At 71.0% G+C, this 18,445-nt stretch carries 23 protein-coding genes; 13 read left to right on the forward strand and 10 right to left on the reverse strand.

Translation table 11 applies throughout. From position 1 onward, the window contains the following. Positions 1-19: 19 nt before the first annotated feature. The gene (locus tag ABZ848_RS10985; RefSeq protein ID WP_360828773.1) at positions 20-448 is read right to left on the reverse strand and encodes an SRPBCC family protein; all 429 of its coding nucleotides are present in this window, start codon (positions 446-448) and stop codon (positions 20-22) included. Between the two features lie 78 nt (positions 449-526). Then, positions 527-700 carry a hypothetical protein gene (locus ABZ848_RS10990; protein WP_360828776.1) on the reverse strand — a complete coding sequence of 58 codons (174 nt, stop codon included), beginning with the start codon at positions 698-700 and terminating at the stop codon, positions 527-529. Between the two features lie 219 nt (positions 701-919). Here ABZ848_RS10990 and ABZ848_RS10995 point away from each other — a divergent pair, with 219 nt between their 5' ends. Both ABZ848_RS10995 and ABZ848_RS11000 read left to right on the forward strand, forming a co-directional pair. Next, a complete protein-coding gene (locus ABZ848_RS10995; RefSeq protein ID WP_360828779.1) occupies positions 920-1,483 on the forward strand; it encodes a Clp protease N-terminal domain-containing protein in 564 nt (187 codons plus the stop codon). Between the two features lie 46 nt (positions 1,484-1,529). Further along, positions 1,530-2,534, forward strand: coding sequence for an EamA family transporter (locus ABZ848_RS11000; RefSeq protein ID WP_360828782.1), 1,005 nt, complete (start codon positions 1,530-1,532; stop codon positions 2,532-2,534). A gap of 81 nt (positions 2,535-2,615) precedes the next feature. Here ABZ848_RS11000 and ABZ848_RS11005 read toward each other — a convergent pair whose 3' ends face one another. Then, on the reverse strand, positions 2,616-3,245 hold the full coding sequence (locus tag ABZ848_RS11005; protein WP_360828785.1) for an FMN-binding negative transcriptional regulator: 630 nt from the start codon (positions 3,243-3,245) through the stop codon (positions 2,616-2,618). Further along, complete coding sequence (locus tag ABZ848_RS11010; protein ID WP_360828788.1) at positions 3,245-3,928, reverse strand: pyridoxamine 5'-phosphate oxidase family protein; 684 nt, start codon at positions 3,926-3,928, stop codon at positions 3,245-3,247. The genes ABZ848_RS11005 and ABZ848_RS11010 overlap by 1 nt, the downstream gene beginning before the upstream one ends. A gap of 62 nt (positions 3,929-3,990) precedes the next feature. Here ABZ848_RS11010 and ABZ848_RS11015 point away from each other — a divergent pair, with 62 nt between their 5' ends. After that, complete coding sequence (locus tag ABZ848_RS11015) at positions 3,991-5,319, forward strand: aminotransferase class I/II-fold pyridoxal phosphate-dependent enzyme (protein WP_360828791.1); 1,329 nt, start codon at positions 3,991-3,993, stop codon at positions 5,317-5,319. Here ABZ848_RS11015 and ABZ848_RS11020 read toward each other — a convergent pair. Next, positions 5,291-6,256: a DMT family transporter gene (locus ABZ848_RS11020; protein ID WP_360828793.1), complete on the reverse strand. Its 966-nt coding sequence runs from the start codon at positions 6,254-6,256 to the stop codon at positions 5,291-5,293. The genes ABZ848_RS11015 and ABZ848_RS11020 overlap by 29 nt on opposite strands. Positions 6,257-6,294: 38 nt before the next feature. Here ABZ848_RS11020 and ABZ848_RS11025 point away from each other — a divergent pair, with 38 nt between their 5' ends. Further along, positions 6,295-7,197, forward strand: coding sequence for a LysR family transcriptional regulator (locus tag ABZ848_RS11025; RefSeq protein WP_360828796.1), 903 nt, complete (start codon positions 6,295-6,297; stop codon positions 7,195-7,197). Between the two features lie 10 nt (positions 7,198-7,207). On the opposite strand, the gene ABZ848_RS11030 is transcribed toward ABZ848_RS11025, so the two are convergent. Beyond that, a complete protein-coding gene (locus ABZ848_RS11030; protein WP_360828799.1) occupies positions 7,208-7,675 on the reverse strand; it encodes a pyridoxamine 5'-phosphate oxidase family protein in 468 nt (155 codons plus the stop codon). A 141-nt stretch (positions 7,676-7,816) separates the two neighbouring features. Between ABZ848_RS11030 and ABZ848_RS11035 the strand changes: the two genes are divergently transcribed. Beyond that, positions 7,817-8,473 carry a cysteine hydrolase gene (locus ABZ848_RS11035; protein ID WP_360828802.1) on the forward strand — a complete coding sequence of 219 codons (657 nt, stop codon included), beginning with the start codon at positions 7,817-7,819 and terminating at the stop codon, positions 8,471-8,473. Here the strand turns inward: ABZ848_RS11035 and ABZ848_RS11040 are convergent. Continuing rightward, positions 8,460-8,963: a Rieske (2Fe-2S) protein gene (locus ABZ848_RS11040; RefSeq protein WP_360828805.1), complete on the reverse strand. Its 504-nt coding sequence runs from the start codon at positions 8,961-8,963 to the stop codon at positions 8,460-8,462. The genes ABZ848_RS11035 and ABZ848_RS11040 overlap by 14 nt on opposite strands. A 193-nt stretch (positions 8,964-9,156) precedes the next feature. Between ABZ848_RS11040 and ABZ848_RS11045 the strand changes: the two genes are divergently transcribed. From ABZ848_RS11045 to ABZ848_RS11075, 7 genes are all read left to right on the forward strand, one after another. After that, positions 9,157-9,921: a HipA family kinase gene (locus tag ABZ848_RS11045; RefSeq protein ID WP_360828808.1), complete on the forward strand. Its 765-nt coding sequence runs from the start codon at positions 9,157-9,159 to the stop codon at positions 9,919-9,921. Beyond that, entirely contained in the window at positions 9,918-10,367 is a 450-nt protein-coding gene (locus ABZ848_RS11050; protein WP_360828811.1) for a DUF3037 domain-containing protein, read from the forward strand. The genes ABZ848_RS11045 and ABZ848_RS11050 overlap by 4 nt, the downstream gene beginning before the upstream one ends. A gap of 125 nt (positions 10,368-10,492) precedes the next feature. Further along, entirely contained in the window at positions 10,493-11,254 is a 762-nt protein-coding gene (gene fabG, locus ABZ848_RS11055) for a 3-oxoacyl-ACP reductase FabG (RefSeq protein WP_242777735.1), read from the forward strand. 12 nt (positions 11,255-11,266) lie between these two features. Beyond that, on the forward strand, positions 11,267-12,028 hold the full coding sequence (locus ABZ848_RS11060; protein ID WP_360828816.1) for an SDR family oxidoreductase: 762 nt from the start codon (positions 11,267-11,269) through the stop codon (positions 12,026-12,028). Positions 12,029-12,239: 211 nt separating this feature from the next. After that, complete coding sequence (locus ABZ848_RS11065) at positions 12,240-13,823, forward strand: ABC transporter substrate-binding protein (protein ID WP_360828819.1); 1,584 nt, start codon at positions 12,240-12,242, stop codon at positions 13,821-13,823. 105 nt (positions 13,824-13,928) lie between these two features. Then, a complete protein-coding gene (ung, locus tag ABZ848_RS11070; protein ID WP_360828822.1) occupies positions 13,929-14,612 on the forward strand; it encodes a uracil-DNA glycosylase in 684 nt (227 codons plus the stop codon). 127 nt (positions 14,613-14,739) lie between these two features. After that, positions 14,740-15,312, forward strand: a complete 573-nt coding sequence (locus ABZ848_RS11075; protein ID WP_360828825.1) for a hypothetical protein — start codon at positions 14,740-14,742, stop codon at positions 15,310-15,312. A 21-nt stretch (positions 15,313-15,333) separates the two neighbouring features. Here ABZ848_RS11075 and ABZ848_RS11080 read toward each other — a convergent pair whose 3' ends face one another. The 3 genes from ABZ848_RS11080 to ABZ848_RS11090 all read right to left on the reverse strand — a co-directional run bounded on the left by ABZ848_RS11080 (position 15,334) and on the right by ABZ848_RS11090 (position 17,083). Further along, a complete protein-coding gene (locus ABZ848_RS11080; RefSeq protein ID WP_360828828.1) occupies positions 15,334-15,816 on the reverse strand; it encodes a hypothetical protein in 483 nt (160 codons plus the stop codon). A 112-nt stretch (positions 15,817-15,928) separates the two neighbouring features. After that, entirely contained in the window at positions 15,929-16,444 is a 516-nt protein-coding gene (locus ABZ848_RS11085; RefSeq protein WP_360828831.1) for a DinB family protein, read from the reverse strand. Between the two features lie 42 nt (positions 16,445-16,486). Next, a complete protein-coding gene (locus ABZ848_RS11090) occupies positions 16,487-17,083 on the reverse strand; it encodes a TetR/AcrR family transcriptional regulator (RefSeq protein ID WP_360828834.1) in 597 nt (198 codons plus the stop codon). A gap of 172 nt (positions 17,084-17,255) precedes the next feature. Between ABZ848_RS11090 and ABZ848_RS11095 the strand changes: the two genes are divergently transcribed. Then, positions 17,256-18,440 carry an FAD-dependent monooxygenase gene (locus ABZ848_RS11095; protein ID WP_360828837.1) on the forward strand — a complete coding sequence of 395 codons (1,185 nt, stop codon included), beginning with the start codon at positions 17,256-17,258 and terminating at the stop codon, positions 18,438-18,440. Positions 18,441-18,445: the final 5 nt, after the last annotated feature.

The following is an 18,445-nucleotide window of genomic DNA, read 5'->3' on the forward strand; positions in this document are numbered from 1 at the left end:
CGCCTTCCGTGTCCGGAGGTCAGGACACCAGCCCGGCGAGCTTGCGCAGCGATTCGTTCAGGGCCGCGGTGCCCGAGTCCTTCAGCTTGCCCGCCATCAACGTGACCGCGGCGCCCGTGAACTCGCCGTCGATACGGACTGTCGTGGCGTCGCCGTCGGGGGTGAGGGTGTAGCGCGTGGCCACGGTCACCGCCATCGGGCCCTTGCCCTTGATGGCGAAGACGCGGGCCGGTTCCAGTTCCTCGATGGTCCAGTCGACCTCGGCCGGGAAGCCCATCAGCTTCATGTTCTCCTGGAAGGTCCCGCCCACTTCGAGCGCGGTCGGGCCGCCCTGCGGAAAGCTGGTGTGGGTGGCGTTCCACTCGCTGTACGCGGGCCAGTCCGTGAGCTGTGCCCACACCTTCTCGGCCGGCGCCTCGATCCGTGCCTCCGCGCTGATTTCGGGCATGCGACCACCTCTTCGTGTCGGGCTGTGGTGTCGCGGAAAGTAACGTCAGAGGTCGCAACATTCAATACTGATGAACCGTCAGGAATTGTGGACGAGTCGTATGACCGCGGCGTCGAAGAGGTCCCACGCGCGCGGGAAGGCGCTCTCGTCGTGGCAGTGCCAGGCGTCCCAGAACAGGTCGGCCGGCAGCGCGTCCTCCGGGGCGTACACCCGGTACACGTACTGCTTGCCGTCGACGGCCGGCAGAGCCACCAGCCAGCACCTGCTCTCCACGCTCCTGTTGGACGTGCGACGGAGCGCCACGGTTGCGCGCGGGGCGCATGGCAAGGCGGCTCGCGCCCCTGCGGGTAAAGCGGCCTGATGTCATCCGCAAGGAGGAGATTGCGGCCTCGCGGGTCCACTCTGTGTGGGACCCCAAGATGCTTCCCCTCGGGGATGACCGGAGACGGCGGGACTGATGGGGTGGGGGATGTGCAACCCCGTATCCCCCGCCAGCAGGCCGACGAGCAGCCCGTCGGTCCTCGCCCGGACAGCGATGCCAGGCTCAGCGCCGAGCTGGCAGCGGTGGTCTCGGGTGCCAGACGGCGGGCGGTGCGCGACGGGGACCGGCAGATCGACACGGCCCATCTGCTGCACTCGCTCCTGGAGTACGACCCCGAGGCGCGCGCCGTCTTCGGCGACGGGCCCGGCCTCGCCCGGCTGCTCGGCTATCTCGTGCAGCGCAGCATCGGCTACGGCCTGCGCTGGCAGAGCTCCGTCGAGGACTCCGGCGCCGTACCCGTGGTGACCGAGGCCGAGGGCCTCTCGCCGCTGGCCGCGGGCGCGATGGAGGACGCCTGCGAGCGGGCCGCGCGCCGCGGCGGCGAACCGGCGCTCGGCGTCGACCTGCTCGCCGCGATCGTCGTCGACCCGCAGGCCCGGGCCGTCGAGGTGCTCCTGCGCGCCGGTCTCGACCCGCGCGAGGTGCTCGCCCGCGTCGAGCACCTGCCGGCCGGTTCAGGGTGGGGCGGCCCCTGGGACGCGTCCAACCGCTGAGACAGGTGTCAACGGGGGTGACGCTCATGTCATCCCCTGTCATCATGTGCCGGTGCATACGTCTGAGAGCAGTCAGGGCGGCCCGGAGGCCCGCGGAAAGGGCGTCGGGCTCGGCCTCGCGCTCGCGTCCGCGCTCGCCTTCGGCGGATCCGGGGTCGCGGCCAAGCCGCTGATCGAGGCGGGCCTCGACCCGCTCCACGTGGTGTGGCTGCGCGTGACCGGCGCCGCACTGGTGATGCTCCCGGTCGCCGTGCGCCATCGCGCGCTGCTGCGCCGCCGCCCCGCGCTGCTCGCCGGGTTCGGCCTGCTCGCCGTGGCCGGTGTGCAGGCCTGCTACTTCGCCGCGATATCCCGCATCCCGGTCGGCGTGGCGCTGCTCGTCGAGTACCTCGCGCCCGCCCTCGTCCTCGGCTGGGTGCGGTTCGTGCAGCGGCGGCCGGTGACGCGGGCGGCGGCGCTCGGCGTGGTCCTCGCGGTCGGCGGCCTCGCCTGTGTCGTCGAGGTCTGGTCGGGACTGAGCTTCGACGCCCTCGGCCTGCTGCTCGCGCTGGGCGCGGCCTGCTGCCAGGTCGGCTACTTCGTCCTGTCCGACCAGGGCAGCGACGCCGGCGAGGACGCGCCGGACCCGCTCGGCGTCATCGCGTACGGTCTGCTGATCGGCGCGCTCGTGCTGACTGTGGTCGCCCGCCCCTGGGGCATGGACTGGTCCGTGCTGGGCGGCAGCGCGGCGATGAACGGCACCTCGGTCGCGGCCGGTCTTCTGCTGGCCTGGATCGTGCTGATCGCGACGGTCCTCGCCTACGTCACCGGTGTGCTGTCGGTGCGGCGGCTCTCACCCCAGGTCGCGGGGGTGGTGGCCTGCCTCGAAGCGGTCGTCGCGACCGTGCTGGCGTGGGTGCTGCTCGGGGAGCATCTCTCGGCTCCGCAGATCGTCGGGGGTGTGGTTGTCCTGGTCGGTGCGTTCATCGCCCAGTCCTCCGCGCCGGCGAAGGCGCCCGCGGAGCCGGTCGCGAGTGGGGGGCCGGAACGGGAGTTGTCCGCGCGCCGGTAGTGCCGCGATGGGGCGTCGGGCGTCTGCGGCGCCGTCGTGGCTGGTCGCGCAGTTCCCCGCGCCCCTTTCGGGGCGCTGAAGTCACCCGTGTTGCCTACGCTGCAGATGTGCCAGGGCCGCCGCGTCCCGTGGGCCGGCCCGCTCGACCAGTCCGGCCGCTATTCGCTCGTGTGCCTGGGGCTTGTGGTTGGCGTACTTGAATTTCGCCCTTACGTCGGTCACTTCGAAGCGGATCCCGCGCAGCCCGGAGAGCATCCTGCCGTACGGGTCCTCGCCCGCCGTTACCCGTGCCGAGCCGCCCTCCGGCTGGAAGTGGCCTATCAGCCGGTTGAGCAGCTGTGCCTTCTCGGTGGGGTCGTCCACCAGGTGGGCCCGGCAGCGGAGTTGGACCGCCGTGTAGTAGCTCGTCGGGGTGCCGTGCTCGGGTGGGGCGTCAGGCATGGCCTGCCAGTAGCCGGGTGCGTAGACGTAGTCGTCGACCACGCTCAGGAGTACCTGCGGGTCCGCCTCCAGTGCCTTCCACAGGGGGTTGGGGCGGGCCAGGTGGGCGAGGATCTCGGCGCGCTCGGCGTCGTACAGGAAATGCAGGGGCTGGACGTACGGTGCCTCGCCGGGCAGGCCGTTGACGGCGAGCTGGCCGAAGTCGTGGGTGGCGAGCCACTGTTGCCATTCGGTGTCGTCGCGGGGCGCGTCCCAGGGGTGGATGAGCATCAGCGCGCCGCCAGGTAGTCGGGGAGCTCGGTGCCGGGGGAGAGGTCGGGGTCGGCGACCGGGGTCTCGTAACCCTTGCGCAGGGGGACGACTCCGGCCCAGTGGGGGAGGGCGAGGTCCTCGGGCTCGTCGTTGACTCCGCCGGTGCGGAGCTTGGCGGAGACCTCGTTCAGGTCGAGGCGGATCACGGCGGTGGCGGCGAGTTCCTTCTTGTTCGCGGGCCGGGAGTCGGCGGCCCGGCCCGGCACCACGTGGTCGACCAGCGCGTCCAGGGCCGTCCGCTTCTCCTCCGGGTCCGTCACGTCGTACGCGATGCCGTGGACCACGACGGACCGGTAGTTGATCGAGTGGTGGAAGGCCGAGCGGGCCAGGATCAGTCCGTCGACGTGGGTGACGGTGAGGCAGACCGGGAGCCCCGGGTCGGCCTTGCCGGTCATCCGCAGCGGGCGCGAACCCGTCGAGCCGTGCACGTAGAGCCGGTCGCCGACCCGTCCGTACAGCGTCGGCAGCACCACCGGTGCCCCGTCCCGCACGAAGCCGAGATGGCAGACATAGCCCTCGTCGAGTATCGAGTGCACCAGTTCCCTGTCGTACGACGCCCGGTCCGGCGAGCGTGTGGGGACGGTGCGGTCGGTCGGCGTGTAGGCGGCGGGCTGCGACGTCGGCTGGGCGGTCCCCTGCATTTCCATCTCCATGGCTGCTGTTCGAGTTGCCTTCGGTATTGCACTAGTGCATAATCTGCTTTGTGCTAGGAGAATACCGGATCGAAGGGCGGCGCGCAGCAGAGATTGCGGCGAGCGTCGAGCGTGCGGTGGGTGCCGGTGAGCTGGCGCCGGGGCAACTTCTGCCGCCCATGCGGGAGTTGGCGGGAGAGCTGGGCGTCAATCCGAACACGGTGGCGTCCGCGTACCGGATCCTGCGCGAGCGCGGGGTGATCGAGACCGACGGGCGGCGGGGCAGCCGGGTGCGCTCGAAGCCGGCCACCACGGGACGCGAGTACGCCCGGATGGACGTCCCCGAGGGCGTACGGAACGTGGCGAGCGGCAACCCGGACCCGGCGCTGCTGCCCTCCCTGACGAAGGCGTTCACGGCGGCGGCCGAGCAGGCCGACCGGGAACCTGTGCTGTACGGGGACGCCCTCGTGGAACCGGCGCTGGCCCGCATCGCCCGCGCCGAACTGGACGCCGACGGTGTGCCGGACGGCCCCCTGACCGTGGCCGCCGGATCCCTGGACGCCATCGAGCGCGTCCTCGCCGCCCACCTCAAGCCCGGCGACACCGTCGCCGTCGAGGACCCCGGCTGGGGCAGCCTGCTCGACCTGATCCCGGCGCTGGGCCTGCGCACGGCTCCGATGCGCGTCGACGACGAGGGCCCGCTTCCGGACGACGTCCGCCGGGCCCTGGAATCCGGCGCCCGCGCCCTGATCGTCACGGACCGCGCGCAGAACCCGACCGGCGCCGCGGTGACCGCGGCACGCGCGCGTGCCCTGCGCGCGGTTCTCCGGGACCACCCGGAGATCCTCCTGATCGAGGACGACCACGGTCACGGCATCGTCGACCTCCCGCTGCATCCTCTGGCCGGTCCGACCCGGCACTGGGCCTTCGTCCGCTCGGTCGCCAAGGCCTACGGCCCCGACCTCCGCCTGGCGGTCCTCACCGGCGACCCCGTCACGGTGGACCGCGTCAGTGGCCGCCACCGCCTGGGCCCCGGCTGGCTCAGCCGCATCACCCAGCGGGCGGTGGTGGGCCTGTGGACCGACGACGCGCACGACACGCGGGCGGTGGCGGCGGCGTACCGCACGCGCCGGGACCGCCTGATCGACGCCCTGGCCCAACGCGGCATCGAGGCCCACGGCCGCAGCGGCCTGAACGTCTGGATCCCGGTCCCGGACGAGACGGCCGCCGTGGCCCGACTCCTGCACGCCGGCTGGGCGGTGGCCCCGGGCGCGCGCTTCAGGATGAACGCACCGGCCGGGATCAGGGTGACCGTGTCCACCCTGGGACTTGAGGAGGTCGCTTCGCTGGCCGACGCGGTGGCCGGCACGTTCAGGAGTCCTTGGGCCTCACCTGTGTGAGAGCCGCGCCCGCCAGCACGATCAGCGCTCCGACCGGAGTCGACCAGCCCAACGACTCCCCGAGGATGGCGACTCCCGCCGCCGTGGCGATGACCGGAATGAAGTACGTGACCATCTGGGCCGTGGTCGGCCCGACTTCGGCGACCAGCCCGTACTGGATGAGCACGGCCAGCCCGGTCCCCAGTGCCCCCAGCGCCGCGATCGCCAGGAGCGGGACCATCGCGATCCGTGTCGGCACCGAGGTGAACAGCGGGGTCACGAAGGCCAGTTGAGCGGTCGCCAGCAGCAACTGCGCTCCCGTCAGCGACAGGTTCGAGTGGCTGGACCCGGCCAGGGTCCGCCGGACGTAGATCCAGCCGATCGGATAGCTCAGCGAGGCGAGCAGGGCCATCGCCGTACCTCTGGCGTCCAGGCCGCTGAATCCCTCCCACGCTCCGAGGACCGTCAGGACGCCCAGGAACCCGATCCCCAGCCCCGCGACCCGGACCCGAGTCGGCCGGTCCTCCGACAGGGCGATCAAGGACAGCGCCATGCCCCACAGCGGCGACGTCGCGTTGCAGATCCCCGCCAGCGTGGACGGGATCGTCAGCTCCGAGTAGGCGAACAGCGAGAACGGCAGCGCGTTCAGCAGGAACGCGGCGACCGCGAGATGCCCCCAGGTCCGCACCCCGCGCGGCAACCCCTGCCGCTTCACCGCCATCGCCACACCCAGCACCGCCGTCCCGAACACCAGCCGCCCCAGCGTGACCTGGAACGGTGCGTAGCCCTCCGTCCCGACCTTGATCAGCAGAAAGCTGAAGCCCCAGATCAGCGACAGCGCGCCGAAGCGCAGGCGCCAGTCGAGGGCGGGTCTGCGGGGGACGGTGTCGACGGAGGCCCGGGGCGTGGTGGCGATGGTCATGGTCATAACGATGCTGGAGGAAACCTCGTAGCACAATCGAGTATTTGCGCGGGGTATCTCGTAGCATTGCTTACATGTTGAACCTGGAGCGCCTGCGCACCCTAGACGCCCTCGCCCGGCACGGCTCGGTCAGCGGCGCGGCCGAGGGGCTGCATGTCACCACCTCGGCGGTCTCGCAGCAGCTGTCCAAGCTGGAGCGCGAGGTCGGCCAGCAGCTCCTCGCCAAGAACGGCCGGGGCGTGCGGCTCACCGACGCCGGCCGGCTGCTCGCCGAGCACGCGGCCCGCATCCTGTCCCAGGTCGAGCTCGCCCAGTCCGATCTGGAGGCGCATCGCGGGGAAGTGGTCGGCGAGCTGCGCCTCGCGGCCTTCCCGACGGCCGCGCGCGGCCTGTTCCCGGAGGCGCTGGCCCAGTTGCGCACCGCGCATCCCGGACTGCGCGCCACCTCACGGGAGATGGAGCCCGAGCCTGCCGTACTGGCCGTGATGCGCGGCGACTTCGACCTGGCCGTCGTCCTCGACTGGTACAACAGGCCACTGCCGGTGCCCGACGGGCTCGCCAAGGCCGTCATCCTCGACGACACCGCGGACGTGGCGATGCCCGCGGGCCACCGTTACGCGGACCGTGCCGAGGTCGACCTGGAGGACTTCGCCGACGACGACTGGATCACCTGGGGCGAGAGCGAGTTCTGCCACGAGTGGCTGATCCACACCCTGCGCTCCAAGGGCATCGAACCGCGCGTCGCCCACCGAGCCGAGGAACACCCCACCCAACTCGCCCTGGTGGGCGCCGGGTTGGGCGTGTGCGTGGCACCGCGGCTCGGGCGCGGGCCCGTCCCCGAGGGTGTGCGGACCGTGCCCGTACGACAGTCCGTGCGGCGCCAGATCTACGCCGTGTGGCGCGCGGACGCCGACCGCCGCCCGTCGATCCGGGCGGCGGTCGAGGCGTTGCAGGAAGCGGCTCGAAAGGTGGACTAGCCCAACAGGCCTACGCGGGGCCCAGCTTGCGGAAGTCCCAGGACACGATCTTCTCCGGGGTCAGCCGCACCCAGGCGTGCCGGCCGTCGTGCGGCATCTCCTCCAGGTTGAAGTTCTTGCGCGCGAACAGCGTCTCCGGGACGTCGAGTTCGGCGCACAGCTCCCCGGTGCGCGGGAACTCGCCCACGAACTCCACGGCCCCGGACAGCTCGACGCCGCGCAGCTCGTCGTACTCCTCCCCGGTGTCGATCACGATCGCCACCCGGGGATCGCGGCGCAGGTCGGTCCAGCGCTTGCTGCGCACCACGGAGTACAGCCACAGCGACTTGCCGTCCCAGGCGAACCACAGCGTGCTGACGTGCGGCGCGCCGTTCGCCGACACCGTGGCGACCCGGCAGGTGCGCTGGGTGGCGAGGAACTCGTCCAGCTCGCCGGGCGTCATCATGATCTTGCGGCCCCGGCGCTGAGTGACGGTCATGCGGCCCCCTCTTCTCTCACGTCGTGCCAGAGGATTCCTGTGATCCTCTGACATCACGTCAGAAAAGGATGGGTCGTCTTCCGTCCGTGCGCAATGGTGGCTAGTGTCGCCCGCCCACACCGTCGGTGACGAGGGGGCCCTGTGCCGTCGTACCCAAAGCTCCGCGAGCTCCTCGATCCGGCCACCACCGTGCTGCTCACCGTCGAGTGCCAGCAGGGGGTCGTCGGCCCGCACAGCGCCCTGCCCGAACTCGCCCGCGAGGCACGCTCGTCGGGGGCCCTGGCCAACATCGCCCGGCTGGTGGCCGCGGCCCACACGAGCGGCGTCCAGGTCGTCCACGCCATCGCCGAGCGCCGCCCCGACGGCCGCGGCGCCAGCCGCAACGCCCGGCTGTTCCGCGCCGCCGAACGGCTGCCCGTCCACCAGCTGTCCGGCAGTACGGCGGTACGGGTGGCGGCCCCCATCGAGGTCGCCGACCAGGACTTCGTCGTACGACGGCTGCACGGGCTGTCGCCCATCCAGGGCACCGACGTCGACGCGCTGCTGCGGAATCTCGGCTGCCGCACGCTGGTCGTGACCGGGGTCTCGGCCAACGTGGCGATCCCCAACACCGTCTTCGACGCGGTGAACCGCGGCTACACGGCGGTGGTGCCGTCCGACGCCATCGCGGGAGTGCCTTCCGAGTACACCCCCGCGATGATCCGTCACACCCTCGCGTTGGTCGCCACGGTCGCGACCACGGACGAGGTGCTGGGCTGCTTCGAACGGCCCCGACGGGTACCGGTCACGCCAGGGTGATCGAGTCCCCGCTGACGGTGACGTTCTCGGCCGTCAGACCGGTGGTCGCCGGGCCCTTCTTCACGCTGCCGTCCTCGACCGAGAACTGGCTGCCGTGGCACGGGCAGACGATGGCGCCGTTCGCGATGCTGCTCACCGCGCAGCCCGCGTGCGGACACTTGGTCGAGAAGGCCTTGAAGGTGCCCGAGGCGGGCTGGGTGACGACCACGGCCTGGTCCTTGAAGATCTTGCCGCCGCCCTCGGGGATGTCGGAGGTCTTCGCGAGCGCCGTGCCGCCGCCGGAGCCGGAGGAGGCGCTGCTGCTGGCGCTGGAGCCGGTGTCGCCGCCGGTCGACGCGTTCGCGCCGGCCTGGGTGTCGGACGAACTCGACGAGGAGTCGTCGGAGGATCCGCACGCGGTCAGCGCGACGGCGAGTCCGGCCGCGCCGGCTGCCGCCATCACGGTGCGACGGGCGGGTGCCGGGGCGGGGGGAATTGATTCGCTGGTCATGCTGACGTTTCCCTTCCATTGCAAGTTTCCTGGATCTGTCCAGGGGTACGGGCGCCTGCCGTGGGTTGTTCAGACGCAGTCGAGAGCTTGACCCTGTCGAGCTCAGGGATGGGTAAAACCACGCTGTCGCTTTGCTGTCGATGTCACGGCACCGCGCCACCGGGGGCCGCCTCCGCCCCAGTAACCTGGGGCGATGCTCAAGGAAGTCATCGCGACCCGCTACATCACGCCACTGCGCGAGGGCGGCTCGCTGCCGGGGCTCGTCGAGGCGGACGACTTCGGGACGTACGTCCTGAAGTTCACCGGCGCCGGGCAGGGCCGCAAGACGCTGGTCGCCGAGGTGGTCTGCGGTGAACTCGCCCGGCGGCTGGGTTTCCGGATGCCCCGCCTCGTGACGGTCGACCTCGATCCGGTGCTGGGCCTCGGGGAGCCGGAGCAGCAGGTGCAGGACCTGCTGCGGGCCAGCGGCGGCACCAACCTCGGCATGGACTTCCTCTCCGGCGCCCTCGGCTTCGACCCGCTCGCCTTCACGGTGAGCCCCGAGGAGGCAGGCCGGATCCTGTGGTTCGACGCGCTGATCAACAACGTCGACCGCTCCTGGCGCAACCCCAACCTGCTGATGTCCCACGGCGACCTGTGGCTCATCGACCACGGCGCCACCATGATCTGGCACCACAACTGGCCCGGCGCCGAAGCCTCCGCGACCCGCCCCTACGACGCCTCCGACCACGCCCTGGCCCGCTTCCGCCCCGATCTCGCGGGCGCCGCCGCCGAGTTGGCCCCCCGCGTCACCGAGGACCTGCTGGCCGAGGTCACCGCCGAGGTCCCGGACGTCTGGCTGGCCGACGAGCCCGGCTTCGACACCCCCGACGACCTTCGGCACGCCTACGCGCGCGTGCTGCTCGCCCGCGCCGTCGACGTCCACACGCGTGTGACCGGAATCGAGGAGGGCAAGTGAGCGAGCGCCACATCCACATGGCCGGCAGCGTGGTCGAGCGCCACATCATCCGGGGCGGCGAGACGAACGAACGCGACGTCTTCGAGTACGCCCTGCTGCGGATCGTGCCCCGCGTCGAGCGCGGCGAGTGCATCAACGCGGGCGTGCTGGTCTACTGCCGCGCCAAGGGGTACGTCGGTGCTCGCACCCACCTCGACGAGGCGCGGCTGCTCGCCCTCGACCCGGCGGCGGACGTGGCCGGCATCCGGGCCGCGCTCGGCGCCGTGGAAGGCGTCTGCGGCGGCGGGGACACGGCCGGACAGGCCGCGGGCGACGACCCCGGACGGCGCTTCCGCTGGCTCGTCGCGCCCCGCTCCACCGTCGTCCAGCCCGGACCGGTGCACACCGGACTCACCGCCGATCCGGCGGCCGAGACGGAGCGGTTGCTCGACCTGCTGGTGAGGTAATGGATCACACCGGCGCCGCGTGGCGTTGACACCGAGTGCCAGGCCTTCTAGCGTCACGTCCATCGAAGGTACTAAGCGGTCGCTCACCGCATCGAAGGTTCTCTCAAGGGCGAGGAGAAGCACCAATGTCCACCACTGACCAGCGGGTCGCCGTAGTCACGGGCGCAGCGCGCGGGATCGGCGCCGCCACCGCCGTACGACTGGCCGCCGAGGGGCGCGCGGTCGCCGTGATCGACCTCGACGAGGCCGCCTGCAAGGACACCGTGGAGAAGATCACCGCGGCCGGCGGCAAGGCGATCGCGGTCGGCGCGGACGTCTCCGACGAGGCGCAGGTCGAGGCCGCGATCGCACGCGTGGTCGCCGAGCTGGGCGCGCCCACGATCCTCGTGAACAACGCGGGCGTGCTCCGCGACAACCTGCTGTTCAAGATGAGCACGTCCGACTGGGACACCGTCCTGAACGTGCACCTGCGCGGCTCCTTCCTGATGTCCAAGGCGGTCCAGAAGCACATGGTCGACGCCGGCTTCGGCCGGATCGTCAACCTCTCCTCGTCCTCCGCCCTCGGCAACCGCGGCCAGGCCAACTACTCGGCCGCCAAGGCAGGCCTGCAGGGCTTCACCAAGACCCTCGCCATCGAGCTCGGCAAGTTCGGCATCACCGCCAACGCGGTCGCCCCCGGCTTCATCGCTACCGACATGACCGCCGCCACCGCCGCCCGCGTCGGCATGGGCTTCGAGGAGTTCAAGGCCGCCGCCGCCACCCAGATCCCGGTGGCCCGCGTCGGCGAGCCCGACGACATCGCCAACGCCATCGCCTTCTTCACCGGCGAGGCGGCCGGGTTCGTCTCCGGTCAGGTGCTGTACGTCGCCGGCGGACCGCTCGACTAGGAGAACAGCACCATGACTGAACTGCCCGCCCTCTCCGGCAAGGTCGCCCTCGTCACGGGCGCCAGCCGCGGCATCGGCTACGGCGTCGCCGAGGCGCTCGTCGCCCGTGGCGACCGCGTCGCCATCACCGGCCGCAACGAGGACGCCCTCAAGGAGGCCGTCGACAAGCTCGGCGCCGAGCGCGTCATCGGCATCGCCGGCAAGGCGCACGACCTGGACCACCAGACCGAGGCCGTCGCGCGCACCATGGAGGCCTTCGGCCGCGTCGACTTCCTGGTCAACAACGCCGGTACGAACCCGGTGTTCGGGCCGATCGCCGACCTCGACCTGAACGTCGCGCGCAAGGTCTTCGAGACCAACGTGATCTCCGCGCTCGGCTTCGCCCAGAAGACCTGGCACGCCTGGCAGAAGGAGAACGGCGGCGCGATCGTCAACATCGCCTCCGTCGCGGGCATCGCGCCCTCGCCCTTCATCGCCGCGTACGGCGTCTCAAAGGCCGCGCTGATCAACCTGACCCAGCAGCTGGCGCACGAGTTCGCGCCCAAGGTGCGGGTCAACGCCATCGCCCCGGCCGTGGTGAAGACCCAGTTCGCCAAGGCGCTGTACGAGGGCCGCGAGGAGGAGGCGGCCGCCTCCTACCCGCTGGCCCGGCTCGGTGTGCCGTCCGACATCGGCGGCGCCGCCGCGTTCCTCACCTCCGAGCAGTCCGCCTGGGTCACCGGCCAGACGCTCGTGGTCGACGGCGGCATCTTCCTGAACGCCGGCGTCGGCTGACGCAACGGTTGCGAACGTAACGATCGGGCACCCGAGGGCGCCGTTTCCTTGACGGAAACGGCGCCCTTGTCGTCGTACGAGAGATGCACAGCGGAATGACAACGTCGTCATAAACAAGCTGATCAAAGGCCATGTTCGAACCGGGTTCAACCTCCGGGGTGCTGCGGTATGGTCTGCCGACCCTTGGTACGGCAGATCGAGGAGCGAGCGCGTGTTCAACCGGAAGCGACGCCTGCGTCAGGTGGCGGCCATCGCGTCCATATCGTCCCTGGTGACCGGATGCGGAGTGTTCTCGTCGGGCTCCTCCGACGACAAGGGACCGATCACCGTCGGGACGACGAGTGCCCCCAGCACACTGGACCCGGCCGCGTCCTGGGACCAGTCCTGGGAGCTGTTCCGCAACATTTACCAAACGCTCCTGAGCTATCCGTCCGGCGCGACCTCCCCGCAGCCCGACGCGGCCGACAACTGCCGCTTCACGGACAGCGCCAGCAAGACGTACAGATGCGAGCTGCGCTCGGGCCTGAAGTTCGCCGACGGGCACACGCTCGACGCGCGGGCCGTGAAGTACTCCATCGACCGGATCCGGAAGATCAACCTCAACGGCGGCCCCGCCGGCCTCCTCGGCAGCCTCGACCGCGTCCAGGTGCTCGGCGACAGGGAGGTCGTCTTCCACCTCAACAAGGCGGACGCCACCTTCCCGTTCGTGCTCGCCACACCCGCCATGTCGATCGTCGACCCCGACGAGTACCCCGCCTCCTCGCTCCGCAAGGACGGCAAGGTCTACGGCTCCGGGCCCTACACGCTCGCCTCCTACGAGGAGGGCAAGAAGGCCGAGCTCGTCAGGAACGACAACTACCAGGGGTACGCCGACCGCAAGAACAGCGCGGTGACCATCCGGTACTACCAGGAGTCGGCCCCGATGGTCGCCGACCTCAAGAAGGGCGCGCTCGACGCCGCCTTCCGCGGCATGGACGCCGACGACATCGTCGACCTGCAGAAGCACGACGCGGACGGCAACATCCAGCTCGTCGAGGGCGCCGGCATCGAGATCAACTACCTGGTGTTCAACCCCAAGCACTCCTGGGCCTCGAATGTCGCGGTCCGCAAGGCCGTCGCCCAGGTCGTCGACCGCGGCGCGATCGCCCACAAGGTGTACAAGGACACCGTGGAGCCCCTGTACTCCATGGTCCCGAAGGGCCTCACCGGCCACACCACCGATTTCTTCGACGACTTCGGCAACCCCAGCACGGCCAAGGCCCGCAAGATCCTCACCGACGCGGGCATCAAGGAGCGGGTCCCGCTCACCTTCTGGTACACCACCGACCGGTACGGTTCCTCGACCAAGCTGGAGTTCGCCGAGCTCAAGCGCCAGCTGGAGGACTCGGGGCTCTTCACGATCACCCTCAAGAGCCGCCCCTGGAAGACCTATGTGCAGGGCTACCAGGACGGCGAGTACCCGGTCTTCGGACGCGGCTGGTTCCCCGACTTCCCGGACCCCGACAACTTCATCGCGCCGTTCGTGGGCAACCAGAACGCCCTCGGTACGCCCTATCCGGAGCCCGAGATCACCGGGACGCTGCTGCCCCGCTCGCGCAGCGAGAGCGACCGGGCCAACGTCGTCTCCGACTTCGAGCGGGCCCAGCAGATCCTGGTGAACGACGCGCGGCTGCTGCCGCTGTGGCAGGGCAAGCAGTTCGTGGCGGCGAGCGAGGACATCTCCGGCGCGGAGCAGGCGCTGGACCCGTCGACGATCATGATGATGTGGCAGCTGTACCGCAAGACCAGCTGGTAGGGGGTGCGCTTGCGGGAGCGGAGGGCCGTTGTCAGTGGTCGCCTGTAGGTTTTGAGACCTGGAAGTGACCGCACAGCGGTTTCCGTACACCGTAAGGACGTTGACGTGACCGACATCGCCATGCTGCCCGAGTCCTGGCGCGGAGTTCTGGGCGACGAGCTGCAGCAGCCCTACTTCAAGGAGCTCACGGAGTTCGTGGAGGAGGAGCGGGCGAACGGTCCCGTCTATCCGCCGCGCGAGGAGGTCTTCGCCGCGCTGGACGCGACGCCGTACGACCGGGTGAAGGTGCTGATCCTCGGTCAGGACCCGTACCACGGCGAGGGCCAGGGCCACGGCCTGTGCTTCTCGGTCCGGCCCGGCGTCAGGATCCCTCCGTCCCTGCGCAACATCTACAAGGAGATGCACGAGGAGCTCGGCACTCCCATCCCGGACAACGGGTTCCTTCTCCCGTGGGCCGAGCAGGGCGTGCTGCTGCTCAACGCGGTGCTCACGGTCCGCTCCGGCGAGGCCAACTCGCACAAGGGCAAGGGCTGGGAGAAGTTCACCGACGCGGTGATCCGCGCGGTGGCGGAGCGGCCCGACCCGGCGGTCTTCGTCCTGTGGGGCAACTACGCGCAGAAGAAGCTCCCGCTGATCGACGAGACCCGGCACGTGGTGGTCAAGGGCGCGCACCCCTCCCCGCTGTCCGCGAAGAAGTTCTTCGGCTCCCGCCCGTTCACCCAGATCAACGAGGCGGTGGCGAAGCAGGGCCACGAGCCGATCGACTGGACGGTACCGAACCTGGGCTAGGGCCGGTCGGGAGTAGGGCCGCCGGGTCGGTTCCGCGTGGGGGCGGTCCGGTGCCGCCTGACCGGGATTGCCGGTGGGGGCGGTTAGCGTCGGTCGGGACAGTCGACGCGAGTGGGCGGAGTGCGCGGTGGCCACAGGGCAGGAGCAGACGGCGCCGGATGCCGTGATGACGCGGATCGGGCAGGTCGTCATCCTGCACCACGCGGGCGACCGCGAGGAGGCCCGGCACCGCTTCCTCGCCCTGTGGGCGGAAATCGGCGAACACGGCGACCCCCTCCACCGCTGCACCCTGGCCCACTACATGGCCGACACACAGGACGACCCTTCGGATGAACTCGCGTGGGACCTACGGGCGTTGACGGCAGCGGAGGAATTGACGGACGAGCGGCTTGCGGCGCACGAGGGGGCGTGGGCGGAAGGGGCGGTCGGCGGCGAGGGGGGCGGATTGCGGGAGGGTGCTGTTGCCGTGCGTGCGCTGTATCCCTCGCTGCATCTCAACCTCGCGGCCGACTACGTGAAGCTCAGCCGGGTCGGGGCCGCTCGTACGCATCTGCGGCGGGCCCGGGAGTCTGCCGAAGCGTTGGGGGACGACCCGTACGGGGACGGTGTGCGGGCTGCGATCCGGCGGCTTGAGCTGCGGCTGGAGGATGAGGGCGCAGCGGGCGACGGAGGCTGGGGGCCGCCGCGGCAGCGCCCCTGACCTCCTTCTTTTCCTTCCGGCTCAACGCCCGTACGCCTGCTTGCAGATCACCGACTCCGGGCTGTCCGCCTTCCAGCCGCCGTACTTCTTGCCCAGCGCGCAGACATCCGACTGGCTCTTCGGGACCGACTTGGTCACGTCGGGGATCTCGATCTTCGGCTGGGTCTGGTGCCGCGGCTGGGGATGTGGCTTGCGGGGGTGAGGGTGTGAACGGGGTGCCGGCTGGGGGGCCGCCGGCGCGGGCGCGTCCGTCGTCGGCCCGTGCCGCTTCGGCTTCCGCGGCTCCGCCGACTTGGACGGGCCCATCATCTCCAGCGCCTCACGGGCCGGCGCCTGCACGATCTGCGGATCCGACTGCCCGTCGGGACGCGGCGCCGACGGCTGCGAGGGAGCCGCCGGCGCCGGACCGGGCGGCGCGGATGGCCGCTGGACCGTCACACAGCCGGAGAGGGCCGAGACAGCCACGGTGACCAGGAGCGTTGCGGTGGTCGTCGTTCGATGCACCCGCGCAACGATGGCGCCTCGGACACTCCCGCGGACAGCGGACAGGCGGAGGATGCCCCGCACGGGTGATCTCTGGCCCCCTACGGAGTCCGCGCGTGCGGTCCGGCTGACGTCAGTCGCCCGTGGCGCCGTCGATGCGCTCGCGGATCAGGTCGGCGTGACCGTTGTGACGGGCGTACTCCTCGATCATGTGGGTGTAGATCCAGCGCAGGTTGAACTGCTCACCGCTGCGCGGATGCCGCCCCTTGGTGATGTCGTCGAGGCCGAAGCCCGCGGCATGACGGCGCGCCGCCTCGATCTGCGCCTGCCAGGTGGCGTACGCCTCCGCCCAGGTGTCCGCCTCCGTGAGATGGAACTCGCCGTCGGGATCCTCGTCCGTGTAGTAGATCGGACCCGCCTCCTCCTCGGCCCCGACGACCACGCGGAACCAGCCCCGCTCCACCTCCGCCATGTGCCGCACCAGCCCCATCAGGGACAGCGAGGAGGGCTCCACGGCAGCGGTCCTGAGCTGGGCGTCGGTCAGTCCTTCGCACTTCCACGCGAGGGTCTGGCGGTGGTACTCCAGCCAGCCCTCCAGCATGGTGCGTTCGTCGGCGGTGTTCGCGGGTTCGCTTCGCTCGATGGTCATGGCCGCATCCTGACCCAGCCCACCCGATCCCACCACGGGTTTTCAGCCGTCGAGCATGCCGTGCAGCAGCTCCCACAGCCCCGCCCGCACCTCCTCCAGGCCCGGCATGCTCGCGTTGAACGACCCGGCCACGCACGAGAACATCAGCCCGTCCGCCCAGGCCACCAGGGACAGCACATGCCGGGCCGGGTCCGTGGAGCCCGCCGCCGTGACCATGTCTGTGAGCTGGTCGCGGAAGCGGGCGCCGGTCGCGTCGAAGTAGGCGCGCAGCTCGGGGCGGCGGGTGGCCTCCAGGGCCAGTTCGTAGCGGGCCAGGGTCAGTTCGCGGTTGCGGGTCAGGGCGCGGTGGGTCGCCAGGGCCAGCGCGTCGACCAGCCCGGCGAGCCCGGCCTTCGGGTCCGGCAGCTCGTGCAGCGCGAGGACCCGCGCCTCACGGTCGGCCAGCCGGCGTACCGCCAGTTCCAGCAGCGCCTGCCGGGTCCGGGCGAGGTTCGAGGTGGAGCCTTGCGCCAGCCCCGCCGCCTCGTCGACCGCGCGGTGGGTGAGCCCGCGCATCCCGCGCTCGGCGAGCAGGGCGAGGGCGGCATCGGCGACCAGGTCGGCGCGGGAGGCGCCCGGGGCGCCTACGAGGGTCGTCATGGAGATCAACATACCTGGAGGACTACATGTGTAGTGCCGGGGACTACATGTGTAGTGCCCTGGACTGCATCGGTGACTACACCTGTAGTACCTTCGACGTGACACCTCACTACAGGTGTAGTTCGCTCGCTACAGGTGTAGTCGCAGTCGTCCCGGCATCGGAGGAGGAGCCATGGCACAGTCCCGGCGAGCCATCGTCATCGGTGGCGGGATCGGTGGCCTGACCGCGGCCGTCGCCCTGCACCAGAGCGGCTGGCGGGTCACCGTGCTGGAGCGCGCGGCCTCCCTGGAACCGGTCGGCGCCGGCATCTCCCTCGCCCCCAACTCCCTGCGCGCCCTGGACGTCATCGGCCTCGGCGACGAGATCCGCGACCTCGCCGCCTGGCAGGGCGACGGTGGCCTGCGCACCCCGTCCGGGAGCTGGCTCGCCCGCACACCCGCCGACGCCGTGGCCGAACGCTTCGGTGGCCCTCTCGTCCTGCTCCACCGGGCCACCCTCGTCAACAGCCTCACCGCACAGCTGCCGCCGGGCACGGTCCGCACGGGCTCGGCTGCGACCGTCGTCGACCCTGGCGGCGCCGACCGCCCTGCCCGGGTGTCCACGCCGGACGGCGAGTCGCAGGCCGACCTGGTCGTGGCCGCGGACGGCATCCACTCCGCCGTACGCCGAAAGCTCTTTCCGGAGCATCCCGGGCCCGTCTACTCCGGGTTCACCACCTGGCGGGTCGCGATCCCGGTCCCCGGCGTCGAGTTCGCCTCGCACGAGACCTGGGGGAGGGGGAGCCTGTGGGGCACGCATCCGCTCAAGGACGGGCGGGTGTACGCCTACGCGGCCGCCGTCGTCCCGGCCGGCGGGCGCGCCCCCGACGACGAGAAGGCCGAACTGCTGCGCCGCTTCGGCGACTGGCACGACCCGATCCCCGCCGTCATCGCCGCCGCCCGCCCCGGGGACGTCCTGCGCCACGACGTCCACCACCTCGCCGAGCCGCTGCCGGCGTACCACCGCGGCCGGGTCGCGCTGCTCGGCGACGCCGCGCACGCCATGCCGCCGACGCTCGGGCAGGGCGGCAACCAGGCGATCGAGGACGCGATCGTGCTGGCACACCACTGCGACGACCTCGCCGCCTACACGGCGGCACGGCTCCCCCGTACGACCGCGATCGCGCGCCAGGCCGTGCGGACGGCTCGCGTCAACCTCACGCGCAACCGCGCGCTGATCGCCGTACGCAACACGGCGATCGCCGCACTGGCGCAGGCCGCGCCCCTGTTCCTGCTGCGTGGGTTCGACTCCGTGGCCGGCTGGCGGCCTCCGCAGCGGCCGTATGCTTCCGGGAGGACCCCGGCAGGCAACCGTTAGAGGAG

Source organism: Streptomyces sp. NPDC047081 (assembly GCF_040643775.1).
GTDB lineage: Bacteria > Actinomycetota > Actinomycetes > Streptomycetales > Streptomycetaceae > Streptomyces.

Excerpts from the sequence above, each read along its gene's own strand:
- ABZ848_RS11045 (WP_360828808.1), top strand. The coding sequence starts at position 9,157 with ATGCTCAAGGAAGTCATCGCGACCCGCTACATCACGCCACTGCGCGAG.
- ABZ848_RS10985 (WP_360828773.1), bottom strand. The coding sequence starts at position 448 with ATGCCCGAAATCAGCGCGGAGGCACGGATCGAGGCGCCGGCCGAGAAG.
- ABZ848_RS11040 (WP_360828805.1), bottom strand. The coding sequence starts at position 8,963 with ATGACCAGCGAATCAATTCCCCCCGCCCCGGCACCCGCCCGTCGCACC.
- ABZ848_RS11010 (WP_360828788.1), bottom strand. The coding sequence starts at position 3,928 with ATGCAGGGGACCGCCCAGCCGACGTCGCAGCCCGCCGCCTACACGCCG.
- ABZ848_RS11005 (WP_360828785.1), bottom strand. The coding sequence starts at position 3,245 with ATGCTCATCCACCCCTGGGACGCGCCCCGCGACGACACCGAATGGCAA.
- ABZ848_RS11090 (WP_360828834.1), bottom strand. The coding sequence starts at position 17,083 with ATGACGACCCTCGTAGGCGCCCCGGGCGCCTCCCGCGCCGACCTGGTC.
- ABZ848_RS11095 (WP_360828837.1), top strand. The coding sequence starts at position 17,256 with ATGGCACAGTCCCGGCGAGCCATCGTCATCGGTGGCGGGATCGGTGGC.
- fabG (WP_242777735.1), top strand. The coding sequence starts at position 10,493 with ATGTCCACCACTGACCAGCGGGTCGCCGTAGTCACGGGCGCAGCGCGC.
- ABZ848_RS11060 (WP_360828816.1), top strand. The coding sequence starts at position 11,267 with ATGACTGAACTGCCCGCCCTCTCCGGCAAGGTCGCCCTCGTCACGGGC.
- ABZ848_RS11085 (WP_360828831.1), bottom strand. The coding sequence starts at position 16,444 with ATGACCATCGAGCGAAGCGAACCCGCGAACACCGCCGACGAACGCACC.
- ABZ848_RS11030 (WP_360828799.1), bottom strand. The coding sequence starts at position 7,675 with ATGACCGTCACTCAGCGCCGGGGCCGCAAGATCATGATGACGCCCGGC.
- ABZ848_RS11025 (WP_360828796.1), top strand. The coding sequence starts at position 6,295 with ATGTTGAACCTGGAGCGCCTGCGCACCCTAGACGCCCTCGCCCGGCAC.